Annotated in this window: 18 protein-coding genes; 4 read left to right on the forward strand and 14 right to left on the reverse strand. The window is 46.8% G+C overall.

Annotated elements, in window-relative coordinates:
* Positions 1-362: 362 nt before the first annotated feature.
* From GB993_RS07400 to trpS, 3 genes are all read right to left on the reverse strand, one after another.
* Positions 363-1,646, reverse strand: a complete 1,284-nt coding sequence (locus GB993_RS07400; protein WP_161003729.1) for a hydroxymethylglutaryl-CoA reductase, degradative — start codon at positions 1,644-1,646, stop codon at positions 363-365.
* A gap of 4 nt (positions 1,647-1,650) precedes the next feature.
* Positions 1,651-2,586 (reverse strand): Ppx/GppA family phosphatase, encoded by a 936-nt coding sequence (locus GB993_RS07405; protein WP_017260534.1) that lies wholly within the window; start codon positions 2,584-2,586, stop codon positions 1,651-1,653.
* Positions 2,587-2,650: 64 nt separating this feature from the next.
* Positions 2,651-3,685 carry a tryptophan--tRNA ligase gene (trpS, locus tag GB993_RS07410; protein ID WP_161003730.1) on the reverse strand — a complete coding sequence of 345 codons (1,035 nt, stop codon included), beginning with the start codon at positions 3,683-3,685 and terminating at the stop codon, positions 2,651-2,653.
* A 965-nt stretch (positions 3,686-4,650) separates the two neighbouring features.
* Here trpS and helD point away from each other — a divergent pair.
* Both helD and GB993_RS07420 read left to right on the forward strand, forming a co-directional pair.
* Positions 4,651-6,996, forward strand: a complete 2,346-nt coding sequence (helD, locus tag GB993_RS07415; protein WP_186337675.1) for an RNA polymerase recycling motor HelD — start codon at positions 4,651-4,653, stop codon at positions 6,994-6,996.
* A gap of 49 nt (positions 6,997-7,045) precedes the next feature.
* Positions 7,046-7,519 carry an Rrf2 family transcriptional regulator gene (locus GB993_RS07420; protein ID WP_161003731.1) on the forward strand — a complete coding sequence of 158 codons (474 nt, stop codon included), beginning with the start codon at positions 7,046-7,048 and terminating at the stop codon, positions 7,517-7,519.
* A gap of 508 nt (positions 7,520-8,027) precedes the next feature.
* Here GB993_RS07420 and GB993_RS07425 read toward each other — a convergent pair.
* The 10 genes from GB993_RS07425 to GB993_RS07470 all read right to left on the reverse strand — a co-directional run bounded on the left by GB993_RS07425 (position 8,028) and on the right by GB993_RS07470 (position 19,517).
* Positions 8,028-9,206 (reverse strand): cation:proton antiporter, encoded by a 1,179-nt coding sequence (locus GB993_RS07425; RefSeq protein ID WP_161003732.1) that lies wholly within the window; start codon positions 9,204-9,206, stop codon positions 8,028-8,030.
* A gap of 18 nt (positions 9,207-9,224) precedes the next feature.
* Positions 9,225-10,562 carry a dihydrolipoyl dehydrogenase family protein gene (locus tag GB993_RS07430; protein ID WP_431188880.1) on the reverse strand — a complete coding sequence of 446 codons (1,338 nt, stop codon included), beginning with the start codon at positions 10,560-10,562 and terminating at the stop codon, positions 9,225-9,227.
* 131 nt (positions 10,563-10,693) lie between these two features.
* Entirely contained in the window at positions 10,694-11,356 is a 663-nt protein-coding gene (locus GB993_RS07435; protein ID WP_161003734.1) for a TetR/AcrR family transcriptional regulator, read from the reverse strand.
* Between the two features lie 764 nt (positions 11,357-12,120).
* Positions 12,121-12,390, reverse strand: a complete 270-nt coding sequence (locus GB993_RS07440) for a hypothetical protein (protein ID WP_161003735.1) — start codon at positions 12,388-12,390, stop codon at positions 12,121-12,123.
* Positions 12,391-12,591: 201 nt separating this feature from the next.
* Entirely contained in the window at positions 12,592-13,617 is a 1,026-nt protein-coding gene (locus GB993_RS07445) for an ABC transporter ATP-binding protein (RefSeq protein ID WP_161003736.1), read from the reverse strand.
* A complete protein-coding gene (locus GB993_RS07450; RefSeq protein WP_161003737.1) occupies positions 13,617-15,149 on the reverse strand; it encodes an ABC transporter permease/substrate-binding protein in 1,533 nt (510 codons plus the stop codon). Before GB993_RS07450 ends, GB993_RS07445 begins: the two co-directional genes overlap by 1 nt.
* A 204-nt stretch (positions 15,150-15,353) precedes the next feature.
* Positions 15,354-16,607, reverse strand: coding sequence for a tyrosine--tRNA ligase (gene tyrS / locus GB993_RS07455; RefSeq protein WP_161003738.1), 1,254 nt, complete (start codon positions 16,605-16,607; stop codon positions 15,354-15,356).
* Positions 16,608-17,509: 902 nt separating this feature from the next.
* Positions 17,510-18,004: a hypothetical protein gene (locus GB993_RS07460; RefSeq protein ID WP_161003739.1), complete on the reverse strand. Its 495-nt coding sequence runs from the start codon at positions 18,002-18,004 to the stop codon at positions 17,510-17,512.
* Positions 18,005-18,043: 39 nt separating this feature from the next.
* Positions 18,044-18,757: a hypothetical protein gene (locus tag GB993_RS07465; protein WP_161003740.1), complete on the reverse strand. Its 714-nt coding sequence runs from the start codon at positions 18,755-18,757 to the stop codon at positions 18,044-18,046.
* The gene (locus tag GB993_RS07470) at positions 18,735-19,517 is read right to left on the reverse strand and encodes a DUF4931 domain-containing protein (RefSeq protein WP_161003741.1); all 783 of its coding nucleotides are present in this window, start codon (positions 19,515-19,517) and stop codon (positions 18,735-18,737) included. The genes GB993_RS07465 and GB993_RS07470 overlap by 23 nt, the downstream gene beginning before the upstream one ends.
* A 124-nt stretch (positions 19,518-19,641) precedes the next feature.
* On the opposite strand from GB993_RS07470, the gene GB993_RS07475 reads away from it, so the two are divergent.
* Both GB993_RS07475 and GB993_RS07480 read left to right on the forward strand, forming a co-directional pair.
* Positions 19,642-20,217: a nucleotidyltransferase family protein gene (locus GB993_RS07475; RefSeq protein WP_161003784.1), complete on the forward strand. Its 576-nt coding sequence runs from the start codon at positions 19,642-19,644 to the stop codon at positions 20,215-20,217.
* Between the two features lie 191 nt (positions 20,218-20,408).
* The gene (locus GB993_RS07480; RefSeq protein WP_161003742.1) at positions 20,409-20,627 is read left to right on the forward strand and encodes a hypothetical protein; all 219 of its coding nucleotides are present in this window, start codon (positions 20,409-20,411) and stop codon (positions 20,625-20,627) included.
* Positions 20,628-20,723: 96 nt separating this feature from the next.
* On the opposite strand, the gene GB993_RS07485 is transcribed toward GB993_RS07480, so the two are convergent.
* A complete protein-coding gene (locus tag GB993_RS07485; RefSeq protein ID WP_161003743.1) occupies positions 20,724-26,603 on the reverse strand; it encodes a KxYKxGKxW signal peptide domain-containing protein in 5,880 nt (1,959 codons plus the stop codon).
* Positions 26,604-26,695 lie beyond the last annotated feature (92 nt).

Consider the following 26,695-nt stretch of genomic DNA (forward strand, 5'->3'; position numbering starts at 1 on the left):
ACAACCTCCAGCTACAGTGACAAACTTACTTGCAGGTAGCATTAGCTGTACTCAACAAATTTCGAACATCGCCGCGATTCAGTAAAACCACAGTTACAATCAGCAAATCATCGCCTGTCTGTAATCTAACGCAAATCGACGTATACATAGCTGGACAACTGTTAGATCAGCTGAAGGGCGGCGACATTGGAACCAAGTCGTGAAAATGGTGTTAATTCGGTGGTGTCCCGAATTTACAGCATGGACGGTCGCGGAGACTCGGCTCCTCACGAGGCTCGGCGGCGAGGTGAAAGACTTCGATTTTCAGAAGGCTTGAACCGGTCCCACGACGCCGTTCCAATGTCGCCAACCGGAAGTGGCAACTACCCTTGTTGATTGAGCTTGGTGACAATTGCTTTGGCTAAGGTAGCAGATGGATGGGCGTGTGTTTTGAGTGCTTCGACTACAGCCGGTACCTGCTCCGGTGTCGCACCTGCTGCGACCGCTAAGTTGCGGTATTGCAGTTGCATATGACCTTGTTGAATACCTTCGCTGACCAGCGCTCGCAACGCTGCCAGATTTTGGGCCAATCCCAAAGCAACTGCTAGTTGGTTTACCGTAGCCACATCCTTGACTTGTAGAATCTGCTGATTCAGTTTGGCCAATGGCAATGACGCCGTCGCCCCGCCAACAACGCCTAAATGCATCGGCATCGTTAGCGAGCCAACCAACCGATCACCAGCTAATTGCCAACGAGACAGTCCACGATACTGACCATCTCTAGCTGCGTACGCATGCGCACTAGCTTCAACGGCCCGCCAGTCATTACCGGTCGCCATCACGACTGCGTCAACACCGTTCATGATGCCCTTGTTATGCGTCGTTGCCCGACTAACATCCAGCTGAGCAATCTGGCTAGCTGCAACGATTCGTTTAGCAACGGTTAGGCCAACCGCAGCGTTGTGTTTCGCTAAATTAGCGACTGGCACATTTGCCGCTGCTGTGACCAAAGTCTGTTGCCCATCGTTTGCTAGAATGCTCATCACCGGATGTTGTTCAAGGACATCCTGTAAATGATGGCCGAGAGCCTCCAACATGCTGTTCATAATGTTAGCACCCATGGCCTCACCAGTATCGACAAACAAATCAACGCTAACAAAACCCTCTCCAAGCGAACGGACGCGCAGTTTGCGAGCACCACCACCGTACTTAACGATGCTTGGATGCGCTTGGTTAGCCAGTGACAGCAATTTTGCTTCATTAGGTGTCACAAAACGACTAATTTCAGCCACCGTCACCGTTTGAAAGACAATCTGCCCCATCAGCAAGTTGGTGTCCGTCCGCGTTACGATGCCGTCACCGTCGGCGGCCATTTTGCCACCATAACTAGCAGCCGCAATGACAGAGGGTTCTTCCGTTACCATTGGCACCAGATAGTCGTGACCATTCATGCGAATAGTCGCGGCCAATCCTTCTGGCAAATGATAACTCGTCAAGTAGTTTTCTGTCAGCAGGGCATCATCCTCACTGGCATTATCAGCCAGCATTTGCCGTTGAATCGTCGTTAGGTCGCCTAACTGACTGGCAACCGCCAATCGCTGCTGCCACGTCAATCGCCGAAATTGAGCAAGCTGCTTTTTCATGTTCTGTTTTTCATCATCAGTCATGTGGTCACCCGTTATACCGTGGGTGCTTGCTGACATACTCGGACACGATGCCCTCGCGCACACCACTTTCTGAGAAAATGACCCGATCTGAATCAAGCAGTTGTAATAATTCAACCAACGGCAACATGCCGCCAACGATAATGTCAGCCCGGTCATATTCAAGGCCATCGATTGCCTGCCGCTGTTTGTTATTCTTTGAAATCAGTCGGTCAAACGTATTAAACACCGTTTCCGTTTTCAAACGGTACCCGTGAATGTCTTCGACACGAGCCATTTTCTGAGCCTTACGGTTGATTCGTGCCAACGTTCGGTTTGCCCCACCAAGTAACACGATTGGTAAATGCATCGCCTCGTTCAACCACCAAACATCTTGCAGACGTTTGCGAACAAATACTTGACCAGAGAACAAATGACCAGCGGTAATGACATCGCCAAAATGAAATTGTTCAGATAAATTAACGGCGCCAAAGGGCACGCTAATCAAGTTCTTGGCCCGCCGTTTAGCGACATGAATCAATTCACAGCTGGCACCACCAGTATCCAAAATGAGGCAGTCATCTAATGGCAGTGCATTGATGGCACCTAAGAAATCGTAATAGGCTTCGTCATCCCCCGATAACACTTGAAGGGACAGTCCAACCTCGTGTTTCACCCGGTCAAGGAATTCTTTTTGGTTGACCGCTTGACGAACCGCCGCCGTAGTAATCGCCCGGACGGTCAGATTAGGGAGGTTTTCATACACTTTTTTAAAGTTAACCAATGCGGCAATAGTCCGATCCATCGCCACTTTAGTCAACCGTTTTTCAGCACCCATGCCCTCAGAAATACGGGTGTCTTCTTTGATCCGACGAACTTCCTTAAAGGAGCCGTCATCTTCAATCTGAGTGACACCCATTCGGACAGAATTAGAGCCCAAATCGACAATCGCTAAATTTTCCATCCTTGGTTACCTCGTTCTTCATCAAACTTGCTGTCACCATTATACGAGCATGGATAACGGCTGACTAGCGTTGTGTAAAGTAGTTGATGCCCATCGCGTCACGAACTTCTTGAAGTGTTTTGTTAGCAACTTCATTGGCATGAGCCGAACCATCTTCAAGAACTTTGTAAACGTAGTCCAGATTAGCAGCGTATTCTGCGCGCCGTTTGCGAATTGGTGCTAACGTTGCTTCTAACACTTCGTTTAAGTAACGTTTGATTTTGACGTCACCGAGACCACCGGCTTGGTACTGCGCCTTTAAATCAGCAATATGGGCTTTGTCTGGGTCAAAAATATCGAGGTAGGTAAAGACAGTATTTCCTTCTACGTGGCCAGGATCGCTCACTTTAATATGTTCGGGGTCTGTATACATCGACATGACTTTCTTGGTGACCGTGTCGGCGTCATCCGACAGATAGATCGCATTACCGAGTGATTTACTCATCTTCGCGTTACCATCTAAGCCAGGAATCCGGCCTTCTCCCTTTGGTGGGAATACCCCTTCTGGTTCAACCAAAATATCTTTGTGGTAAGCACCGTTAAATGAACGAACAAGCTCCCGTGCCTGTTCCAGCATTGGTTCTTGATCATCACCGACTGGCACTGTTGTTGCCTTGAACGCTGTGATATCGGCCGTTTGACTCACCGGATACGTCAAGAAACCAGCTGGGATACTTTGGCCGAAACCTTTTTGACTGATTTCTGACTTGACGGTTGGATTTCGTTCCAAACGAGCTAAGGTGACTAAGTTTAAGTAGATCATGGTCAACTCGTTGAGGGCAGGAATCTGCGATTGAACTAAAATTGTCGACTTCTTCGGATCGATGCCAACAGCCAAGTAATCTAGCGTCACTTCTGTCAAACTTTTACGGATTTTTTCTGGATCACGCGCGTTATCTGTCAACGCTTGCATGTCAGCAATCATGATAAACGTTTCGTAGTCACCAGAATTTTGTAAGGCAACTCGATTTCTCAAAGATCCTACATAGTGACCAATGTGCAACTTGCCCGTTGGCCGGTCACCCGTTAAAATTATTTTTTTCTCATTTTCATTTGCCATATTGGTCTCCTTTTTTCGTGCTGACGTTGGAAACAAAAACCGTCCCATGACGCCAACACAAATACTGTATTGTCATCATAGGACGGTTACCCGCGGTGCCACCTATTTTGGATGCGTGGCGTGCAAACGCACACGACATCCCGCTTTATTAATGTCATTTAGTTGATTGACCCTGATAGCTAACTGCCCACTTCGGTCGTGATGACTGACTCTCAACATCTCAGTCTCGCTGTAGTTAGACCTACTCTACGGTTAGCGTGGTAAAACATGATCAATAAATTAATTATAACGGCTTTCGTGAAGCCTGTCAAAGCCCAGTCTCACAGTCACACAAACTGTAATTCAACATGATTGACACAAACCTTTTTCGCGCATAAAATGGTTTGCGTTTAGTTACCAACAATTTGAATGCACTTAGATATTCGAATCAAAATCTATATAAAGTACCTGCGTTCCGTCTGTCAGGGACGCCGTTTCATGGGACCGGGCTTAGCCCCCAGAACGGTCTAAGCCCTCGACTTGAAGCCTCACAAACCCGAGTCTTCAAGCTCTTCCCGCAATCCTAAGTGGCCCACCCCGCCACCAAGGATTGCCTTCACGAAACTCTGTCCCTGACCGACTCCACTACTGTTACAGTTGCCCACTTTCAACACATTGTTATAAATGCTCACTACTATTTTAAAAGATAGTGCTGAAATTTCAGCTGTATGTGGATAGAGGCTACACATTAGTAGCTGGAGGGCGGTGGTGGTGAAAACCTGCTGTGAAGGTGTTGTTAGTGCAGCGGTTTGGGCCGGATTTACAACACGGACGCGCTTGAAGACGCGGTTTCCGGCTTCAAGGCGAGGTGAAAGACTCCGATTTTAAGGAGGCTTGATCCGGTCCCACAGCGGTTTTCACCACCGCCAACCGGAAGCGGACTTTTAGATTGAACTATTTATATTCACATGAGGCCCCAAGGCGTCATGAACAGACTTGTCACTGATCACACGGAGGCTAATTATTTGGATAACGAAGAACGACAGCATGAGCAGCAGCGTGTAGATCAAGTTATGGACGAGATCAACCGCCAGCTGGTCGACAATCAGCAACAATTTGAACGGGCACACCACGAAACTAGCGCCATTCAGAAAAACTATGCTGAAAACGCATCAGTCAACACGTTTGAAGTCGATGATGCGATGGAGACCAACGCGCAGCTGCAACAGCAACGACAATTAGTTTATTTGGCCGTGACCAACGAAGCGACCATTCGTCAACAACTCGACAATTTAAAACAACTCAAAGAATCACCTTATTTCGGACGCATCGACATTCAGGATGCCGGCGAGTCCAAACCAGAATCTTTATACATTGGGACATTCTCACTCACCAACGAAGCTCAGGACTTTGTTGTCTACGACTGGCGGGCACCCATTTCCAGTATCTATTACAACGGCACACTCGGTATAGTCGCCTACACGACACCCGCTGGCAAACAAACGACGGATTTGAAGAAGAAACGACAATTCACCATTAAAGATGGCCAGATCAAAAACATGTTTGATACCAACGAAACGGTTGGTGACGAAATGTTGCAGGCTGTTTTAGGGCAACAAAACGACGAAGTGATGCAAAACATCGTTGCTACCATTCAGAAAGAGCAAAACGATATTATTCGTGACACCCGTTCTGATCTATTGGTCGTTCAAGGAGTAGCTGGATCTGGTAAGACCTCGGCCATTCTGCAGCGGATCGCCTTTTTGCTCTATCACAGCCGTAACGGTGGTGAAAGTGAATTGCAAGCCGATCAAATGATCCTGTTCTCCCCTAACCGTTTGTTCAGTCACTACATTTCAGAAGTGCTCCCTAGTTTAGGGGAACGAAACATGCGGCAGGTCACGCTGGACGACTTTCTCACCCAACGTTTGCAAGGCCTCAACGTTCAAACGTTATTTGAGCGCTACGAATCAGACGCTGATGATACCAATCCAATGTTCCGAGATGTCCGTGACTATCTTGAAAGCACCGCGTTTGTTAAAGCTGTCACGGCTTATTGTAAACATGTTCCGACCCAGGACATTCGTTTTAACGACATCCTCCTTGATGGTTCACTCTTCTTCACCAAGGAAGCGATTGCTGCCATTTATGCAGAACAACCCGAGACAATGAGCACGACTGGCAAGATTCTCGCCACTAAAAACAGACTCATTAAAAAGCTCAAACGGCGAATTCGCACAGATGCAAAAGACGACTGGGTCGCCGAAGAACTCGATAATCTGGACACTGAGCACTATCACGATTTGCTAGGTGAACGGGTTGGCCGATTTAAGGAGCTCGATGATGAAGTCGAGTTTGCTTCGCGAGAAATCGTTCGTAAGCGTTACGAGCCAGTGTATGACGCATTATTCAATAATTACTTTCTCGATGTTTATCGCCAGTACGATCATTTTCTACAAACGGTAACACCCGCAAATGTTGACGCTGATCACTGGGACATGCATGAACAAGATTTCGACACAAACATTGAATATCACCGCATCAGTTTAGATGACGCAGTGCCACTGCTGTATCTGCGAGATCTTATTACCGGCGGCGGTCAAAATCGTAGTATCGCCTATTTATTCATTGATGAAATGCAAGACTATTCGATGACACAGATGTGTTACTTCCGTCACGCATTTCCGAAAGCTAAGTTCACCCTTCTCGGGGATAGCGAGCAGGCTTTGTTCAATCGTATGCAGCGACCACAGGAACTATTGGACAATCTCGCCCAGGCGTTTAATGCCAAACGGCCAAACTTAATCACATTAAGCAGAAGCTACCGTTCCACGCTACCAATCACTAACTTTGCAAAGGGATTATTGCCAGATGGTGACCAAATTCAAGCGTTCAATCGTCCCGGCGACTTGCCACGGATTTTATTGCGGTATAATGAACAAGACGCCATCAGTGCCACCAAGGAACTGGTGCAAGCGGAACTTGATACGTATGGCACCGTCGCAATTTTAACGAAGGACGTCACCACCGCCCAGCGCGTCTACCGTGAGCTTCACCATGACTTTCCCATCACCCTGCTGAATGACATGGACCGCACATTGCCCAAAGGGGTCATTGTACTGCCCGTTTATTTAGCAAAGGGACTCGAGTTCGACTCCGTCATCGCCTATGATGTGTCGGTCAGCAATTACCCAACTGATGATGCTATTGGAATTCTTTATACGATTGCGTCACGCGCGATGCACCACTTGTCATTAGTCACCATTGGTGAAGCAAGCCCTGTCATTAGTCACGTTTCTTCTGAACTGATGTCCATTGAACATGAGTTATAAAATCTTTTTTAACTATTGATGAAATTGTCGTTCCAGAAAGAGGTCTCCCATGAAATTAGACTTTTCCGTTGCCGTCCATAGCCTGCTTTACTTGGACGAAAGCCGGCCACGTAAAATCACGAGTGCTGAACTCGCCAAGTCGCTTCAACTGAATCCGGTGATGATCCGTAACATCCTGTCCGTCTTGCATAAGCAAGGGTACATTGAAGGATCCGTGGGAAAAAACGGTGGTTACCTTCTTCAACGGCCACTTTCTGACATGAATGTTGGTGAATTATACGATCTCACCATTCCGCCGACCATCAGTTATGCCCGTTTTATTACCGGTGATTCCAAGGGCCTAACCAAAAGCGACACGGATGCGACGGATATTTCAGCAAACATTGGCGAGACCCTCACGGATTTGTTTACCTTGGCGGATACCGATTATCGGAAGTTCTACCATCGATTTACCATGACCGATCTAAAGAACGATATGCATGACCATGGTTATTTCATCAATCTAGTTAACAAACAGAATTAAACAAAAGCAGCGCCACTAAACTTTCAATCTTAGTTTAGCGTCGCTGCTTTTATATTCATATCAATTTTAGTCCGTTGCGCTGACCTGAAACGCCCGTCCTTGGAGCCTCAAACGCCGGCAGTACCGCATCGTACTCCGTTACACTGCCTTGAAACGCCGTTCCATGAGGACCGGTCTCAACCCGCTAAAAACGCGGTTTTCTACCTCGATTCTGAGCCACAAACCGTCTCAGAAGTCGTCCACCACCACTAAATGGCCAAAACCATACCATTAAGTGGTGTCGACACGGAACTCTATTTCAAGTCAGCTCCACTCACATAACAATCAAAAGTCTTTGCCGGATCGTCACAGATTATTTAGCGCACCTAATCTACAGCTTCTAAGTCAGCTGAAGGGCGTCAACAGTGATACCGAGCCGTGAAAGACTGCGGTCTACAGGCTTGAACCGGTCCCACGGCGAGCGTGTCACTGTTGACAACCGCAAGCAAAATTTTCAGCGTATACACGGTTATTTATCTGATGTGGAAACTGCTGTTGAATCGTCCTTGCTCAACGCCCACCGCAACAACAGTGGGGCGGCCAATGTCGAAAAGACGATTACAAAAATCATGTCAACGTAAAGTCCGTTTGCTAACAAGTGGGCATCAAAGCCAATCTGTGCTGTGATTAACGCCATTTCACCACGGGCAACCATCCCTGTACCAACAACCCGGCTGCCACTTTTTGAGAAGCCCGTTAGCCGCGCACCAATCTCGCCACCCCACCATTTAGTGACAACAGCGAGAATTGTCATCAAGACAATAAACGGTAACGACGTAATGAAGTGTGCAAACGTCACGTTCAAACCAATACTAACGAAAAATACTGGTACAAAGAACGCGTTGCTGATTGGTTCAATATGGTCGTCGATAACCTGTTTAACATGCGTTTGGGCAACGGCAATGCCAGCAAAAAATGCACCAATCGCCCCAGATAAACCAACAACCTCGGCTAAGTAAGCCATTCCCAAACAGATAACCACAGCCGTTACCGTGCGGGCAGTTGGAATCAGTAGCCGTTCACTAATGCGCATCAGCATCGGCGCAATCCACTTGACGAGCAAGTACGCGGCAACAAAGAAACCAACCTGGAACAAGAATTGAAGCCCCATATTAGTGTTGCCGTGTTCACCTGCGCCGCCCCCAATCAGAGCAACCATCAAACTTAGCAACAGCACACCGATAATATCGTCAGCGACGGCTGCGCCAAGAATAGTCGCCCCGGCACGTGTGTCCAATGCGTGAAATTCACGTAACACCACCACGGAAATGCTGACCGATGTGGCAGAGAAAACCACACCTATAAACAGCGCCTCCGTAAAGTGATAGCCAAACGCAAGGCTAACGCCACCCATTAAGACAACTGGCAGGATGACCCCACACACTGCCACCGCCAGCGCTGGACGCAGTACCTTTTTTAACTGGGCAAGATTACTCTCAAGCCCCGCCATAAACATCAGTAAAATGACCCCAATATTAGCAAATACAGATAATGCGCTGCTATTATGCACCCAATTCAAAACACCGGGACCAATAATGATCCCGATGAGGAGTTCGCCAATCACGGCTGGGATCCCAACCCGTGCGGAAAAGTGGCCAGCAATTGTCGTGGCAACAAGTATTAAAATCAGCGTCCCAATAAACGCCATGGGCCTCGCTCCTTTACTTTACAAGAGGTAATCAATATCTGAGGCAGGTGATGGGTAAGCCATAATCTGGTTTTCAAAGTCACCAGCTGTAGCATGCTGGTTGATTAAAAATGTCAGATAATTAATCATTTCATCAGCAATACTGCTTAAGACCGCTGCACCGACAAGTTGCTGTTTGTCATTCAATACAACGGTCACTTTAGCTACTGCATCGTGAATGCGGTTATAGGTGTACCAGTGCGTCATGTCAACTTTCTTCACCGTTAGTGATGACTCTTTGGCGGCAGCCGTCACATCCACACCGACCTTGGCCAACTTCGGCATGCCAAAAACCAGCGTCGGAATGGCTGGATAACTAATTGGTGCATCTGCCTGCTGACCAGTCAACTGTCCCGCTAAATAACGTGCATCGTAGCCAGCAACTGGCGTCAGCTTAGGTACTGTTCGTTTGGCAATAACATCGCCGAGCGCATAAATATTTGGATTAGTGGTCTGCAAATGATCGTTCACCTGAACGCCATGAGCATCCGCCTCTACGCCGACAGCCGCCAGATTCAGCGTATCAACGTTAGCGATTCGGCCTGTTGCACCAATCACGGCATCTGTCGTCAACTGAAAATCGTGACCGTCCGTCAACACCAATCCGTCATCGGTTTTATCAACCTGGGCAACATCAACGTTTTCATAAATATGAACGCCAGCAGTCTTTAACTGAGCAACTAAGTTCGCAACCAGATCTGCCGGAAAGGCGCGCAACGGTTTGTCATTGTGTAAAACAAGTGAAACGTCAGCACCCGCCGCATTGGCAATGTCAGCCAATTCAAACGCAATGTAGCCGCCACCGATAAATGTCAGCCGACGTGGTAACTCACGCATGTTCAAAAAGTCAGTACTCGTCCCAACATATTGCGCACCGGGAATATCCAGCCGTCGTGGCCGTTCCCCCGTTGCTAAGACCACTTTGTCAGCCGCAACTTCTTCACTGCCAACCATGACGTGACCATCATCAGCAAACTCTGCATGGCCCGTAAACGTCGTAATGGCAGCCTGCTTTAGGCCACTCAATGTGCCATCCGGAATACTGTCAGTATAGGCAAACTTATTGCGCATAAGGTCTGCCCAATTAATCGTCGGGTCGCCGTTCAGTCCTTGACCATTCATATGTTCAGCTGACCGTTTAGCTTCAACAGCAGCCAATAAGATTTTTTTAGGATCACATCCGCGGTTTGGACACGTGCCGCCCCACAGATTTTCTTCTGCAATAGCAACTGTTTGACCTGCCCCTTTAAGGGCGTATGCCAAGGCTAAGCCGCCAGGGCCACCACCAATAATCAATGTTTCAACGTGTGTCATAATCTACCTCCAGTCTTTCAAACATTCGCAACCAAAGTGTACCGATTTTTACATCGAGACTAAAGTATTATGCTCTCTCGTAATGCTAACTGTTGGTCAACAAATAAACTCATACAAGCGTTGTATCAATTAACTTAGTCGTCCGGATGAACGGCCAAGGTTTTGTCCAGTTCGCTGACCATGTACTTTTCTTCGGTCGCATCATCCCAGTCTCGCTCCGGAAATAAAATATAGCGATCAAAGAAGTAGCTTCCTAAAATAGACAGCAAATAACGGAAAATAATTCGGAACGGCCAGTCGACGAGTTGTCCCCGATCTTGGGCCGCTTTGATAATCGTTTTAAACGAGTTCAAAAAACGTTCTGGCGCGATCGATAAGTACTGTTTGCGTAGATCTGCGTTGTATAGAATTTCACTGAGGAATACTTTCAATGCATCTTCGTTATCTGAGGCAAACTTCATTCGATTGCGAACAAAGAAAACGAAGAAGTCATGGATGTTATCCGTTTGTTCACGAATGGCCTCACTAGCTAATTCGTTTAACAAATCGGGCACGACCTCACGCACAATTGGATCCAAGGCCTCGCGTAAAATGTTGGCTTTAGACTTAAAGTGTTTGAACATTGTGCCTTCAGACTGATGCGCTGCCTCAGCAATTTGACGCGTACTCGTGTTGGCGTAGCCCTGTTTTGCGAATAATTGGATGCTGACGATCAGAACATCCTTTTGTTTCTGCGTTAAATTTTTATTTGCGTTTACTAAATCAGGAAATTCATCAAGGATTTTTTTATCTGCCATTATTTCTTCCATCACTTTCCCAAATTCACTACTGCTATCATAGCAGACCTCATGAGCTCCGAAAATGTCATTTTGGCTAGTCAAAGTATTTGCATTCATTGTAAACGGAAATCTGCCACTCCCAGTTGCCCGTTTTTGAAATCGTCTGTGGGACCGGTTCAAGCCCGCAGTTCACGGTCTTTCGCCTCGTCTGGAAGCCACCTAAACCGTGTCTTCCAGACCGTCCCATGTTGTAAATTCGCAAAACCCACCGAATTAACAACACTATCACCGTCGATTTCAACACGGGCGTCCTCCCGCTCATATCTCAAAAACGTCGGACAACCGTTGCATTACGTGGCTGAACCATACAAAATTTAAAACCATGACATTCGAGGCTTAATTGCTAAGAAAAAAGTTCACAAATGATGTGAGTAATTTGCAACATTGTTCCGTTATTTTCTGAACATACCCAAGCACAAAAAACATATCTAGTGGAGGCGGTAAGAGACAGAGTTCCGTGTCGACAACACTTAATGGCATGGAGTTGGCCATTTAGTGTTGTGGGACGACTTCTGAGACGATTTGTGGCTCAGAATCGAGGTCGAAAACCGCGTTCTTTGCGGGTTGAGACCAGTCCCCACGGAACGTCGTCTCTTACCGGCGCAACGGTCTTTCATCACTTAAGCAACTTTGCAAATTGTTACAAAAAATGACACGCCGCAAACGTGTCATCTGTTTTTTATTCAGTTAGATAAAACCATTAAAAATCAATCGTGAAACACCTATGCTTGCTTAGCTGAATGAGCGGAGCGGTAGCCAAAGTAGAATTGAACAACGGCCAAGATAACCGCCAACCAGTTAACTGCTGCAAACCAACCGGACAAGCTTGCCACACTTGCTGCACCATAGTATGCCCAGAACCCCCAGACAACTGCGACGACATTGATCCAGGCAAATGTCTTCATCAATGACTGATTGCTTGTTGCAAAGAATGTCCAAATGCAGTTAATAACGAACCAAACAGCTAAAATCCAAAATGATGTTGCAAACATGATAATCCCTTCTTTGATTTTAATTGTCGAGCGAGTGATTACTCGCCTTTCTCAACAACATCATTGTAGCACCTTTCAATCCGGATACAACCGTTTTGAAAAATATTTTTCCACTTATTTTTACATTCAAAAAAGCGACTCCATATGCGTTTGCCACCGGCAATTGACACACATGAAGTCGCTTCATTTCAATCTAGTTATTTAATTATTTTCATCCTCATCACGTTTACGCTGACTCAGATAATTAACGATGTTTTGAGCATCAATAAATCCCAATTGACGATCACCATCCATCACGCGTAAATACTCACAATTGGTCAAATCGTCGAATGCCTCGCCTAACGTTTTATCGGATGAAATATCAATTGGCGCAGTGTGCCTTTCTGGCAAAACCGATTCAGAAAAGCCCATCATCACCATCTTCCCTACATAAACATCGTACACATTGTGCGCCACACTCTGGGAGAAAAATGCTTCAACAAACTGATTGGCTGGGTGTTGAGCAATATTCGTAGGTGTATCCACTTGAAGAATCTTTCCCTCACTCATTACCGCAATGCGGTCACCTAGTTTAAGGGCTTCATCCATATCGTGGGTCACAAAGATAATCGTGTCATGCCGCTTTGCATGGAGATTTAATACTAAGTCCTGCAATTGTGTGCGTGAAATGGGATCCAAAGCTGAGAACGGTTCATCCATCAAGACAACTGGTGGTTCAGAAGCAATCGCCCGACAAATGCCAATCCGTTGTTGCTCACCACCAGATAATTCACTGGGCATCCGATTCCGGTATTTTTCTGGGTCCAAACCGACTTGATTCAATAATCGATCAATCGTGGCGTCAATCTCTTCACGTTTAACACCCTTCATTTCAGGAATGACCGCAATGTTTTGAGCGACGGTCATGGTTGGAAACAACGCAATTTGTTGAAGCACGTAACCAATGTTCCACCGTAACTCCTGCAATCCGATATCCGTAATGTTTTCATCCTTGATAAAAATCTTGCCACCACTCTGCGGCTGCAGCTGATTGACCATCTTCAGGGTCGTCGTTTTCCCACTACCAGAAGTGCCAACCAGGACAAATAGTTCGCCGGCGTTGATGGTTAAGTTCAAATCTGGAATCACAACATTGTCGTTAAAGGACTGCTGAACATGTTCAAACCGAATGATGGGTTCGCCGTCTTTCAGCTCATTGATGCTGTTTTCATCAACCGTAGTTGCCATTATTTAGCATCTCCCTTCAGCAAGTGGTGGCTAACCAAGTATTGACGCGCCACCGTTTTAGCCGACTTCTTTTCGACATTAACTTCATAGTTCATTTCCTGCATATCCTTTTCAGAAATATGGCCGGCGAGCTTGTTCAAACTCTTTACAACGCCTGGATACTTCTTGGCTAAGGATGTTTTCATCAACGGCGCACCTTGATAGGACGGGAAGAAATGTTTGTTGTCCTTCAACGTTGTCAAATGATACTGTCGTAATTCGCTATCCGTTGAGTAGGCGTCAACGACATTGATATTGCCGTTATGAATGGCCTCGTAGCGTAATTTTGGCTCCATTGACTGAGCTTTTAAATTCAGTCCATATGTCTTATTCACACCTGGCAAACCATCTGGTCGGTCAATGAATTCAAGCGTCATCCCTGGTTTCAGCTTATTTTCTACCGTCTGCAAATCACTAATTGTGTGAACATTCCAAGCCTTTGCGTCCTGCTCACGAATAGCTAGTGCAAACGTATTGTTGTAGGACATTGGCTTCAAGTAGCTGAGTTTAAATTGTTGCTGCATATCTTTTTGTGCTAATTGGTACGTTTGATTGGCCGTTAATCCCTTATCAGATTGTGGCTTTTTGACCAAGCTTTCCAAAATAGTACCCGAAAATTCCGGATAAATATCGATTTGATTGTGGTTCAAGGCGTTAAACAGAAAGCTCGTTTTCCCGAAATTAGGCTTTAACGTGACGTGAACATGTTTGTTATCCTGTTCAATCAGGTCTTTATACATATTAATTAAGATATCTGGTTCGGAACCCAGCTTACCGGCAATCGTAATGTTATCGGCCGGTTGACGGACGGCATTAGCAACACCGACACCACCGATGCCGAGCAGCAAAACAACCAGGCCACCGATTAGATAGCGTGGACGCATGTGTTGCAAACGATTGATGAGCCAACTCAAAATAATTGCTAACAGCGCTGAACTAATGGCCCCAATTAACGTCAATGCGGTGTCATTACGGTCAATCCCTAACAGGATAAAGGTCCCTAGTCCACCAGCACCAATCAATGCTGCCAACGTTGCAGTCCCGATAATCATGACTAACGCTTGACGAACCCCGGAGATAATCACTGGGGCGGCAATAGGTAACTCAACCTTGAATAGTTTGCGCGTTTGCCCCATGCCAAACGCATCAGCAGCCTCTTCAATAGACGGATCAATGTCATCAATCCCGATATATGTATTCTGAAAAATCGGGAGCAACGCATAAATGACCAACGCAATGACCGCTGGAACAGTACCAATCCCGACAATGGGAATCAGTAATCCCAATAAAGCTAGTGATGGAATGGTCTGCAACACACCGGCAATTTGCAACATGAATGCCGCAAAACGTTTGTGATGCGTTGCCCAGATGGCCAATGGAATGGCAATGGCCATCGCAATCAGCAATGACACCAGTGAAATCTCAATGTGCTGCCACAATGCAGTTAACAGTGCCGAACGCCGATCAACCAGCGTTTGAAAAAATGCATCCATAAGTATAAGTCCTCGTTTTCCGATGTGAAATTCTGTGCTTTCAAACTTCACAGCTCGTTCTGATAAACGCAACATTTACTCTACAAGTCGAACATACGTTTGTCAAACAATAAGAAAAAAGCACACTATTTATAGCGTGCTTAATTATAAACTTACTTATTTTCAAGACCCAAACAAAAGGCTTGTGAGATTGACGATTTGCTTTTAATCACTTACGCGAGCAAGGAAGTAGCGCTTCTTACCACGCCGTACGATAACGAATTTACCATCGAACATGGACTTGGGATCAACGTCTGCATCAACAGATGTTTGTTTGTCACCATTAATAGTAATGGCGCCGTTTGTCACGTCTTCACGAGCTTGCCGCCGCGATTTTTCAATGCCACTGTCTGCTAAAAAGTCGACAATATTTTGGGTTGCGCCAGTCGTTTCAACACTAGGGAATGCCTTGAAGCCCTGTTCGATTTCATCAGCACTTAATTCCTTCACGTCACCAGAGAACAGTGCTTGCGTGATCTTTTCGGCCTGCTTCAAAGCTGCGTCACCATGAACAAACTTAGTCACTTCTTCTGCCAAACGACGTTGTGCCGCCCGCTTCCAAGGTTCCTTCTTCACTTGTTCGGCCAGATCATTAATTTCGTCTTCATCCAAGAACGTGAAGTACTTCAAGAATTTCACAACATCATTATCGTCTTGGTTTAACCAGAATTGGTAAAATTCGTAAGGGGTTGTCTTTTCAGGATCAAGCCAAACGTTGCCACCTTCGGACTTACCAAACTTGGTCCCGTCAGCCTTCAACAACAGTGGAATCGTTAATGCAAAGACCGGTGTTTCTGGTCCTTCCACACGACGAATCAAGTCCAAACCAGCCGTGATGTTGCCCCATTGGTCACCACCACCGATTTGCAATTGCACATCTTGTTCACGGTACAAAGTTAAGTAATCGATAGATTGCAAGATCTGGTAAGTGAATTCAGTAAAGGAAATCCCCACTTCCAAACGGGAAGCCACGACTTCCTTATTCAGCATCGTCTTGACGTTGAATAACTTACCGTAATCACGCAGGAAATCCAGCAATGATAGTTTGGACAGCCAATCGTAGTTATTAACCAACCGGAATTGGTCTTCCCCAAACAATTTGACCATTTGACCACGCAAGGCCTCTTGGTTGTGATGTACTTGATCCATCGTTTGTAGGACCCGTTCGGACTTCTTCCCAGATGGGTCACCGATAGAACCCGTTGCCCCACCGATAACGATCACAGGTTTGTGACCAGCTAACTGGAATCGTTTCAAAATCATAAACGGAATCAGGTGACCAATGTGCATCGAATCACCAGTTGGATCAATCCCACAGTACAAGCCAATTGACTTCTTGTCAGTTAATTCGCGTAGGCCCTCTTCATCACTGGTTTGGTTAATTGCGCCACGCCATTTTAGTTCATCAATAATATTCATTCCTTATTCTCCTTCTCATTTTTTCAGTTTATTAGGGCACAAAAAAGTCCCCCGTCACTGGCTAACATTAGCCAAGTTGACAAGGGACGAATTTATTCCGCGGTACCACCCAAGTTATTGCATCACTGCAACCACTCTTCACCGGTATCGGGGTGCGCCGAGATAACGATCACAAACGCTGTACTTCGCGTATTCAATATCACCGGTTCACACGACCACCGGCTCTCTGGGGAGGGATTGAAGACGCTACTTGGTTGTCAGTTTCGACACTAGCGACCACGTTTTCGTTATCAAATATTGTTGTCATTGTACTGACTGATTGGCGTTGATGTCAACCATGGATTTCAAAAGTTTTGACCTGGATTGCTGATGCTTCCGCTTCTGGTTGCTGATATTGAAACTCCGTTGTGGGGACCGGTCTTAGCCCGCGTTGCGGTCTTCGACCTCGACTTGAAGCCTCACAACCCGAGTCTCCAAGCTCGTCCGTGGCCTAAACCCAGCAAACCCACTGGGTTAATGCCACTTTCACAACTCCGCTTCAATATCAGCGCCCGCCAGCTACACCTCTCCGAAAACTAACATAATCTGACAAATCAAGTAGCGTTCCACATCACTTGATCCACAAACGTCACCGTAAATAATTCGAAATTTAAATAGAGACTGACGCCCGCTTACGCTGCACTTTAGCAATGAACTAAACAGAGCTGCAGGGCGTCAGCATTGGAACCAAGCCATGAAAATGTTGTTGATTCGGTGGTTTGCCGAATTTACAACATGGACGGTCACAAAGACTCGCGGTCCTCACGAGGCTTTGCGACGAGGTTAAAGTCTCCGAACCTAGGAGGCTTGAACCGGTCCCACGGCGGCGTTCCAATGCTGACAACCGTAAGCGGCAGTTAAAACTATTTTACATAGAAAATATAGTCCAGCGTCGTCGGATTCTCTTCAGGTTGGAAGCGTTGTGGATCATAGCGTTCGTAGACATACTTCAGGTTAGTCCAGTCGTCCTCCGTCATCATATGGCGGGTAACCAATTCTTGGTGCGCCGTTTCTATCGCTCGTTGACCAAACAGGTCGCCAGTGTCAGGATTGCCGTTAACCCACGCAACCGCGGCAGAACTTTCTGGCACCGCAATGGCTTGAAAGCCTTCTGGCACCTTCTGACCCTTACGGAACCATTTGCCGATCCAGTAAGTTGTTTCATCACCATCAATGACTAATAGGCCAATTTTGGCAGGATCTAGTGGTTTATTGATGGTTTCCAATTGTTTGAACTTATCAGTTGTTTCCCAGTCCAGCCACGCATAGTTATATGAGCCATGTTCCTGCTTTTTGTATGGGAGTCCAAATAATTGGCGAGCTGGTTCTGTAACTAAATTACGATGTGTAACTTTCATTTTAGTGCCTCCAGTAATAAATTTCGTTTGTCGTTCTTTTTAACTAACGGGCTGCGTAATGATTGAAGCCAACGTTCTGTGTTGACGATCCAACCGCCACAGATAAGTGGCTGCACGGGCCGGCATGGTCGGATCAATTTGTTGGCAAACGACATTGGCAATTGCAGCCGTTGCTGGCCGTTGCAAATAATCACTCAAAATACGCGCTAAATGGACGTCAAAAAGTGCCTTGCTTTTGTCCATCCCCGTTAGCGACTGCCTTAAGTCTAGCACGATAATCAGTGCTAATGCATTCACCTTTTTTGGACCCATGCCATGAATGGGCGACAAACGGGCTTCCAACTCCTTGAAAGTAGTGGTTGAAATAAACCGCTCAGCGTCATCGTCCGCTTCCGTTACCAACGTTTGACCCAGACTAGCTAAATTTTGCGCCATCGTTTTGGGAAAACGGTGTAATGCGGGTTTGGTTTGAATCGCCGTTAATAAATCGGATTGATGTGTGGCAAACCACGCAGCTGACCAGTTTTGCCGCCCAATTCGGTCGCGCAAACGTTTCGGTAGTTGCCAAGCTCGGTTTGCAGGAATGGATTGGTCGGCAATCACGCCGCATAACAAGGCAAATTTATCTGTTAGCAACCAGTCCAAATCCGCTGGTAATAAATCGAAATCACCCATGAAGGTATTCGGCAAATGTCGTTGATAATCCCGACACAAAATTGTCACCGCGTGATCATCCAAGATAGGCGTTAGCATGGGTTATGACCTCCCGACCAATTTCAGCGATTCGGTCCGACTGAAACACTTGTGGAACCAAGTAACCTACGCTTAGTGGTGAGGCATTAAAACGTGGGACTACTTTGCAAACGATCGCACCATCCTGAACATTGTAGAAAAACAAATTATAACTATCACAACGCCCATGGAAATAATCCGTCAAAATATAGTGCGTCAACACGCGTACAGCTTGAGCCAAATCGGATGCGGCTTTTATCCCGGGAATTCGTACGTTGAATTCGAGGAAACCCAGCAACGGTTCATTTGCAACGGCTAGCTGCGCCGCTCCCAAGTTCAAAAATGGTTCACCGCCAAGATTGGCAGGCGTTACGTGCGCATAGCCGTCCACTTTATTGAGCCCAATAATCTGCATATGCGGGTGGGCCAACGACCCGCCAGAGCGTGGTCCATAATTTTTATACATAATTACAGACTTGTATTGAGGATCTCGTTGCATTTCTGCCCACTTGCGCAACGAGAAATCCATAATTGCGGCGGCCGTCTGCTGATCATAGTTTGACCAGTCACCCGTGTGATTACTGGACTCAATAATGATTGTCTGCAATGTATCAGCTAACACTCGAAACTTGTTCACGAGCCATATCCTATCCGCTTCCTGTGCCAAAATGTTTGTCAGGTGCGTGACGTCACAAAATGGACACGCCGCATTCTGATGAACAATGTTTTCCGGCTTTCCCTGTGCAACATGTGTGATAAACGAAAGTTGTTCCTGTGTCATGTGTTTCCTCCACATAAACCTAACAAGTATTTTATTGAATAATTATACCCCGTATCGCAGAATCCAGTATTCATCTGGTTTGGCATTCCTGCACAATCATTCAAACGCGTGCTACACTGAGATGATGAAAGATGAAAGCGAACAATCACAACAAGTTTTAAATATTATTCGACACAGTCCAGAATTGATGACCATTTTACACGCCATTGCCAATCAACATCTCATCCAGGGTGCACTAGCCGCTGGAAGTATTCGTAACACAGTGTGGCAAGTGCTAAGCCATCAACGAATTCAACTATCATCTGATATCGACGTCGTCTTTTTCGATCCCAAACGTCCTTATGAAGACAACCTCACGATTCAAGCTAAGCTAAAGGACCGTTTGCCACAATACGAATGGCAGGTAAAAAACGAAGTGTACATGAATACACATAATTTTAATAATGTGCCGCCATTTACTTCGGTTGCCGATGCGATTGGTCATTTTGTTGAAACACCTACCTGTGTCGGCGCATATCTGGACGAATCCGGTCAGCTGCGTTTGATTGCACCACACGGCGTGGCGGATCTGCTGAACTTCGTCTGTCGACCTGTACAAGCATACCAACAAGACGCCGCACACATGGCGATTTTTAATCAACGAATGGCCCAAAAACAGTGGCAACAAAAATGGCCACGGCTCGTCATTTCAACCCACTAAAGCCACCACACTAACAAGCACACTATTTTATCTCCGTTTGCAACCATGCTACACTGACGATAATCGAGCTCGTTTAACAGATTTACCAACCAAACGTCTAAAAACGGGCAAAGTTTGCATTTCGAAACAGGCTTTGATGCCGTTTCATAGAGTGTCGTTCTATGCTTACAGTGAACGTGAGGTGATTTCACATGCAACTTGTACTTGTTAATCGTCAAACAAAAGTTAAAAAGATTATCAATGACTGTGAATCTATTGCCCTAATCGATGCTGATCAACAAACGCATCTCCCCCAATACTACGTGCCAAATGCACGGCAGCAACTTGGTGCCGTTGCTTTTGTGCTCACCCGAACACGGCAGGAACCGTGCACCTTTAAAACCAGTCAGTGGGAAATTCGGCTCGATTAGCACGACCATTACACACTTAAAAGACCCATCATCGTAGCTGTAACAATTCGTTACCGGCCAACGATGATGGGTCTTTTGATGTTCAATAATACTGTTCTAGTGTTTTAATGAATCGTGCTTACGACGAAGACCAAACCAGCCGATCAACGTTGTTAAGCCAAGAAGGCCTAACAGCGCTTCAAGTTCACTTGCTTCGTTGGTGTCCGGTAAGTGCCGGCCAACATACTGTGGATCAACAGGTGATGAGGCCTGGTTACCATTAGTCAGCTGACCATTGTAACCACGTGCACCGTTGACTCCGGTTGTAGCCACACGAGTACCAGTCGTTGATGACTGACCATTACTCATTTCACCGTTAGCCGACAATGGGTCGTTGCCCAAACCACCGTTGACAGACGAGGAACTGCCCGCTGCAGCTGGGTCTGAACTACTATTATTCCCGGTTGGGTCACCAGCCGTCTTCGGGGGCAGTAACGCCTTTAGCTGAGCTTCAATGTCAGCGGCCTGAGCAGCCAAGCTGTCCGCAAACTCGCGTAACTTATTTGCCTGATCCAACGCCTGACTAGCAGCATCAGAATACTTCTTAGCGAGAGTTGGGTCATTTGCTGCCAATGCTTGTTTGGCAAGTTCTTCATCCTCAGCAGCTTGTTTGGCCAATGAATCAGCTGCACTAGCAGCACTATTAGCCTGGTTAACTAAGGATTGGGCTTTGTTTTCAAGTGATGACTGCCCCTGACTGTGTGCCTGGTTGGCCAAACTTGCTAACCGTTCAGCATCGCTTTGAGCAGCAGAAGCTTCACTAGCGGCCTTTGACGCGGCGGAAGCGGCCTCACTGGCTGCAACACTTGCATCATGGTGGTACTTATTAACCGCTTTGTTAATATCTTCAAACGTTGCATCAATCCGACTTCTGAACTGAGCCGCAGCAGCACTCAAGCCAGCAAGTACTGATTGTGCACTTTGAGCTTCTGAAGCAAACTGACTGGCCGTCTTCGGATCATTCAGTTTGGCAGCGCTCAACGCACTGGACTCAGCAGCACTAGCCAACAAGTTTTCAGAAGCAGCGGCCGATTCGGTACTGTTCAACTGGCTCATCAATGAGTTAGCTTCACTAGCAAGTGATTGAACGGTGCTATTTTGTTGATCCGTTGCAGCTTGACTAGCGGCCACTGTAGCACTTTGCTGAGTCGACTGCGTTGCGCTGGTAACCGCACTCTTAGCCTGATCAGCGGACGTAGCAGCACTGGTAGCAGTACTACCGTATGAACTAGCAGCTGCGGAATCGATGCTAACGGCCTTATTGATGGCGGAATTCAATTGGTTAACTTGCCCCAACAAAGTGTTTGCAGAAGCTGTCGCATTAGCAGCCACTTTTTCAGCACTTTCGGCCGAAGCCTTGTCAGATGCTGCAGTAACACTGTCGTTTGTTGTTGCTGCTGTTGAAGCAGCATCTGCATAGCTCTTAGCAACTGAGGCAGCAGATAATGCAGTGGAGTTCTGAGCACTTAATGCCGCCAATGAACCTTGGTTCTGCTTATCCATTGACTGAACTGCACTGTTCGTCAAATCTGTTTTAGCAGCGCTTGTTGCACTAGTAGCAGCGTTACTTGCACTCGTCGTTGACGAATTCGTAGCACTCGCATTGGAGTTAGCTGTGGAAGCAGCAGCGCTGGCGCTGGCGGCGGCTTCAGAGGCAGCAAGTGAATCAGCCTTCACTTGCTTATCAATTGCGGTATTTTGATAAGCAATACTCTTGGCAAATTCAGTTGCTGAAGTAGCTGCATTGGTGGCCGCTTTCTGGGCCGATATTGCGGAATCTCGATCAGCAATTGCAGTTGCACTATCATTTGTTTTCGCCGCTTTATCCGCCGCACTAGCATAGCTTTGAGCAATGGAATTCTCCTTCTGTGCTGTCGAATTAGCAGCACTCAGACCCTTTGCCCAATCACTATTCTGCGATGCCATGGACTGTACCGCAGCATTACTCAAATCAGTCTTGGCAGAACTGGTTGGAGCTGTGCTGGAAGCAGTTGCGGCACCTGTTGCAGCAGTCGCGGCACTTGTTGCAGCGTCGTTTGCACTCTTTGCGGCATTCGAAGCGGCCTTTGAATCCGCTTCAACCTTGTTAGTAATCGAAGTGTTCAGGTCTGTTAATGAACTCAGTGCATTTTGAGCCGACGTTGCTGCTTCATTTGCTAGCTTATTAGCTGAAGTAGCATAACTGGCAGCAGTACTGGCTGCTTTAACATCGTTCAATTTAGCTGCATCGGAGGCTGCACTTGCATAACTGTTGGCCGCGTCTAACGCACTCGACGCATCCGAAGCGGCCTTTGCTGCAGTTGCCGCTTGTGTTGAGGCTGACTTCGCCCAATTTTGAACCGCTGTATCCGATTTATCACTATCAGCTGCATTTTGTGCCGACGTATTTTGTCCTTGTGCAGACGTGTTGTCCTTTGCGGCAGAGGTGTTTGCTGTGTCGGCACTCGTCGCCTGACTTGCCGCTTCTTTCGAGGATTTTGCGGCTGCCTCACTATCAGCTTGAACCGAAGCCGTAAGCTTCTTGAGACCATCGGCAATACTCGAGGCTAAATTTGTTACGCTAGTTCCAGCATTGGCCGCTGAAGCTTCCATTTTTGCGGCATCCGAGGCATTCTGGCTTGCCAAACTGACATCGTTATTTGAATCTGCCGCACTCGCCGCTGTTGAGGCGTAGACAGAAGCTGCAGTCTTCAAGCTCTGCATTGTGGAATTCGCACTGATCAGGGATCCTTGGAGAGACTGCAAACTCTTCATAGCTTGTTGCACGCTGTCATTTTTTGTATCTGCCGCACCTAAACTGGCCACGCTTGACTTTGCAGCAGAGTCGGCATTCGTGCTGGCCGCAGGGTCGACATTATTCGCAACCCCACTCACAACTTTTGACGAACTATCTGCTGATGTTGCAAAGTTAGAAGAAGCGATAGAATCCGTGTGAACAGCGTTTGACAGAAGAGTATACGTATTGGCCGCTTGATCACGATTATTATCTATTTTATTTTGCAATTCGGCCATATTGCTAGCAAGCAGCAGAGCCTGAGTAGCATAACTTTTCGCAGTTACAACATCATTACTAAGGGCTGCATTAGATGCAGCAGACAGCAGAGAGTTTGCGGTAGCTTGACCGCTAGTTAAACCACTCTGCATTACTAATGTTGATTCCGAATTGGCTTTCAATTTTTTACTGTAGTTCTGAACGTCACTGTTGTTAGTATCAGAAGCAGCCAATGCGATTCCAGAACTAGCATACTTATTTACGCTATTCACATCAGATGTCGCAGAACTAACCCGCTTACTAATATCGTCAGCAGCAATTTGAGTGGAGGTAACTTGTTGCGACGCCATTGTACTATCAACAATCAGGATACTTTGTGCGAGTTCAGCAGCAGAGTTAGCAACCGATTCAGCTTTGTTTGTCTTCGTAAGGAACTCAGCAAACATAGAATTAAGGAGCGTACCACCGTCATACCCAAAATAACTAGCTGAAGCAGCATCATTCTCTGCCGCCGCCGAAAGCGCATGATTAATCATATACGGATACGTAGTGTCATACTGATTTTGAGCAGCAATTTGTTGTGACACTGCACTTGTTTGTGCCGACTTTAATGCCGCCTGTGCGGACATAAAAGCACTATTAGAAGCAAGTGCTGGATCCGCAACTTCTGCAGAATTAACTTCTGAAGTATAGGCCTCTATCGCTTTAATCTGGTCACTAACGGTTTTCATTACACCAGATGCATAGTTGTGCGTGTTAACAACCGAATCAGCCGCCTGACTGGCCGCGGTGCTATCAGAAGTCACAACACTCTTGATGTTTGCATAAGCTGACGTCGTTGCACTAGCTAGGGAATTAGCACTGGTAGTGTAGCCAGAAGCCAGCGTATTTTCTTTGGCCGCCAAATTTGCATAACTCTTAGCTGCAACTTGATCATACAAATCCGCAGCACTAGCTGCCTGATTGGCATAGCTTTTTGCAGCTGTGTCTGCATCTTGAGCTTTAGTAACCAAATCATTAGCATCAGTACCATTAGCCTGGGTTGAAGTATTTTTAGCTTGAAGATCCTTATTCTTTAAATCGGTTCCGGCAATTGACCCCGCAATCGAAACATTACTCTGCGTTTGTGTGTTTGCATTAGTAACCTTGGGTAATTCAGCAGCTGCGCTTTGAGCTTCACCAGCTGCACTCTGTGCTGCACTCTGCGCTGCAATGCTGTCCGCTGACAACCATCCCTGAATCTTGTTGAGGCCATTTTTCGCATTGGCAAGCGCCTGAGCCGTCTTGTCAGCTAAAGAAGTCGCCGTTGAAGCTTCATTAGACGCATCTTCTGCAAATGCCAGTGCTGCATCAGAGCTTAAACCCAATACTTCTGCCGCAGTTGACGCAATTTTTGCTTTAGCCAATGCAGTCACCGCAGCAGCTGAATCAGTGGTCGCTTCATTTAAATCAGCTTGAATAGAATTATTGGCTGATTGTACCGAACCATTTTGCGTATCCTTGCCCGCAGCAGCTGCTGCTTGACCAGCGGTGTCGCTTAATGCAACTTTAGAGGTATTTTGATTAGCCGTAGCCGTCGATGCTTCCTGTACAAACGATCCGATACTAGCAACCTTTTTATCGTTAGCAACCTGAGTGTTTACTTGAGTATTCAAGTCATTTATTGTGGAAACTTGGCCCGCAGTTGTGTTTTGCGCCGTTTCGGCAGCAGTCTGTTGCGTTTTAGCATCATCGGCAAAGCCGCTGGCAGCTGCGTTATCACCTGCCGTCTCAGCTGATGCGGCAGAATTTGCAAAATCCTGTGCAGATTTCAGTGCAATCCCTGCTGTTGCTACAGCATCACTAGCCTTCTTCTGGGCCGTAGCAGCTGAAGCCAGTAAGTCGGCCACATTAGTTTGCGTTGGATCCGTCGCCGCAGTTGCTTCTAATGTTGCCAATGTATGATTAACGGTCGTCAGATTAGCATTGGCACTGGTAGCAGCGTTGTTAGCAGCAGTGACAGCTGCCTGAGCCGCTGCTGTGTATTCACTAGACGGTGCCGCAGTGGTTGCATTAGTCGTCCCTGTAGCATCGGTAGTCGTCCCAGTAGTGCCATTGGTCGTACCCGTTGTCGCGTCCATACGAACGATTTCAGCAGGTTGGCTAGTAGCGGCCAAAGAAGACTTGAGTGTATTCAATTCATCATTAGTGATTGCTGCGGCTACACTGACCACCGTCAAACTTTGTGAAGCCGTACTAGTCTGGTCACTGGTTGTAGAAGCCGCCGGTGTCTGCTTTGTTTCTGTTGAGGCAGCAACAGTTTTGTCAGTCGTGGCAGTGGTTGTTGGGGCTACCGCATTGGTCTTAACGGAAGTTGTCTCCGTTTGGCTGGCTGAATTGGCCGGTTTAGCGCTAACAGTAGAGCTGGCAGAGGTTGCCGCACTTGTAGCATCACTTAGCGTTGCCCGCGAGCCCAATGTAGCTGGATTAATCAGTGTATTCGTCACCGAACCCGGTGTCTGTGCTGGTGCAGAAGCTGGCACAGTCTCACTGCTTGCATCGCTGAGGGTGGCACGAGAAGTCAATTCTGAGTCGGTCGTTTTACTCGATTGACTAGCCGTTGTGTCGCTTTTAACTGTCTCAGAAGAAGCAGAGGTAGCAACCGATGTTTGACTACCACTGTGTTCACTTTGGGCACTTGCTTGACTAGTTGTTTGCGTCTGACTGGTTGCAGTCGAAAGAACCGCGGAGCCAGCAGATGTCGTATTAGTGGCTGACGCAGAACCGGCTTGTGTTTGAACCGTCGTCGGTGTCTGATCGGCATGCACGTCATCCTGAGTCATTGCCTCGACTAGCCCAAAGGTCAGCAAAGTTAAGCCCGCAAAAAGCCACTGCTTACCAGCCTTATACATTTTATAATGTTGCTTTTGTGTGTCGGGAATACGACCTAGGCGATTTTCAGTCATTTTTAGCAATAACCTCCCACTATCTTTTGACTAAATTAACAGCGCTGTAACAAAACATTTAAAATTTAAAAAAGTAATTTAGCTATATCTAT

Origin of the sequence: Furfurilactobacillus milii, assembly GCF_009864005.1 — a bacterium.
GTDB classification, from domain to species: Bacteria; Bacillota; Bacilli; order Lactobacillales; family Lactobacillaceae; genus Furfurilactobacillus; species Furfurilactobacillus rossiae_B.

Excerpts from the sequence above, each read along its gene's own strand:
- GB993_RS07400 (WP_161003729.1), bottom strand. The coding sequence starts at position 1,646 with ATGACTGATGATGAAAAACAGAACATGAAAAAGCAGCTTGCTCAATTT.
- GB993_RS07460 (WP_161003739.1), bottom strand. The coding sequence starts at position 18,004 with ATGAAAGTTACACATCGTAATTTAGTTACAGAACCAGCTCGCCAATTA.
- GB993_RS07470 (WP_161003741.1), bottom strand. The coding sequence starts at position 19,517 with ATGACACAGGAACAACTTTCGTTTATCACACATGTTGCACAGGGAAAG.
- GB993_RS07420 (WP_161003731.1), top strand. The coding sequence starts at position 7,046 with ATGAAATTAGACTTTTCCGTTGCCGTCCATAGCCTGCTTTACTTGGAC.
- GB993_RS07480 (WP_161003742.1), top strand. The coding sequence starts at position 20,409 with ATGCAACTTGTACTTGTTAATCGTCAAACAAAAGTTAAAAAGATTATC.
- trpS (WP_161003730.1), bottom strand. The coding sequence starts at position 3,685 with ATGGCAAATGAAAATGAGAAAAAAATAATTTTAACGGGTGACCGGCCA.
- GB993_RS07405 (WP_017260534.1), bottom strand. The coding sequence starts at position 2,586 with ATGGAAAATTTAGCGATTGTCGATTTGGGCTCTAATTCTGTCCGAATG.
- helD (WP_186337675.1), top strand. The coding sequence starts at position 4,651 with ATGAACAGACTTGTCACTGATCACACGGAGGCTAATTATTTGGATAAC.
- GB993_RS07440 (WP_161003735.1), bottom strand. The coding sequence starts at position 12,390 with ATGTTTGCAACATCATTTTGGATTTTAGCTGTTTGGTTCGTTATTAAC.
- GB993_RS07445 (WP_161003736.1), bottom strand. The coding sequence starts at position 13,617 with ATGGCAACTACGGTTGATGAAAACAGCATCAATGAGCTGAAAGACGGC.
- GB993_RS07435 (WP_161003734.1), bottom strand. The coding sequence starts at position 11,356 with ATGGCAGATAAAAAAATCCTTGATGAATTTCCTGATTTAGTAAACGCA.
- GB993_RS07425 (WP_161003732.1), bottom strand. The coding sequence starts at position 9,206 with ATGGCGTTTATTGGGACGCTGATTTTAATACTTGTTGCCACGACAATT.
- GB993_RS07485 (WP_161003743.1), bottom strand. The coding sequence starts at position 26,603 with ATGACTGAAAATCGCCTAGGTCGTATTCCCGACACACAAAAGCAACAT.
- GB993_RS07465 (WP_161003740.1), bottom strand. The coding sequence starts at position 18,757 with ATGCTAACGCCTATCTTGGATGATCACGCGGTGACAATTTTGTGTCGG.
- tyrS (WP_161003738.1), bottom strand. The coding sequence starts at position 16,607 with ATGAATATTATTGATGAACTAAAATGGCGTGGCGCAATTAACCAAACC.
- GB993_RS07450 (WP_161003737.1), bottom strand. The coding sequence starts at position 15,149 with ATGGATGCATTTTTTCAAACGCTGGTTGATCGGCGTTCGGCACTGTTA.
- GB993_RS07475 (WP_161003784.1), top strand. The coding sequence starts at position 19,642 with ATGAAAGATGAAAGCGAACAATCACAACAAGTTTTAAATATTATTCGA.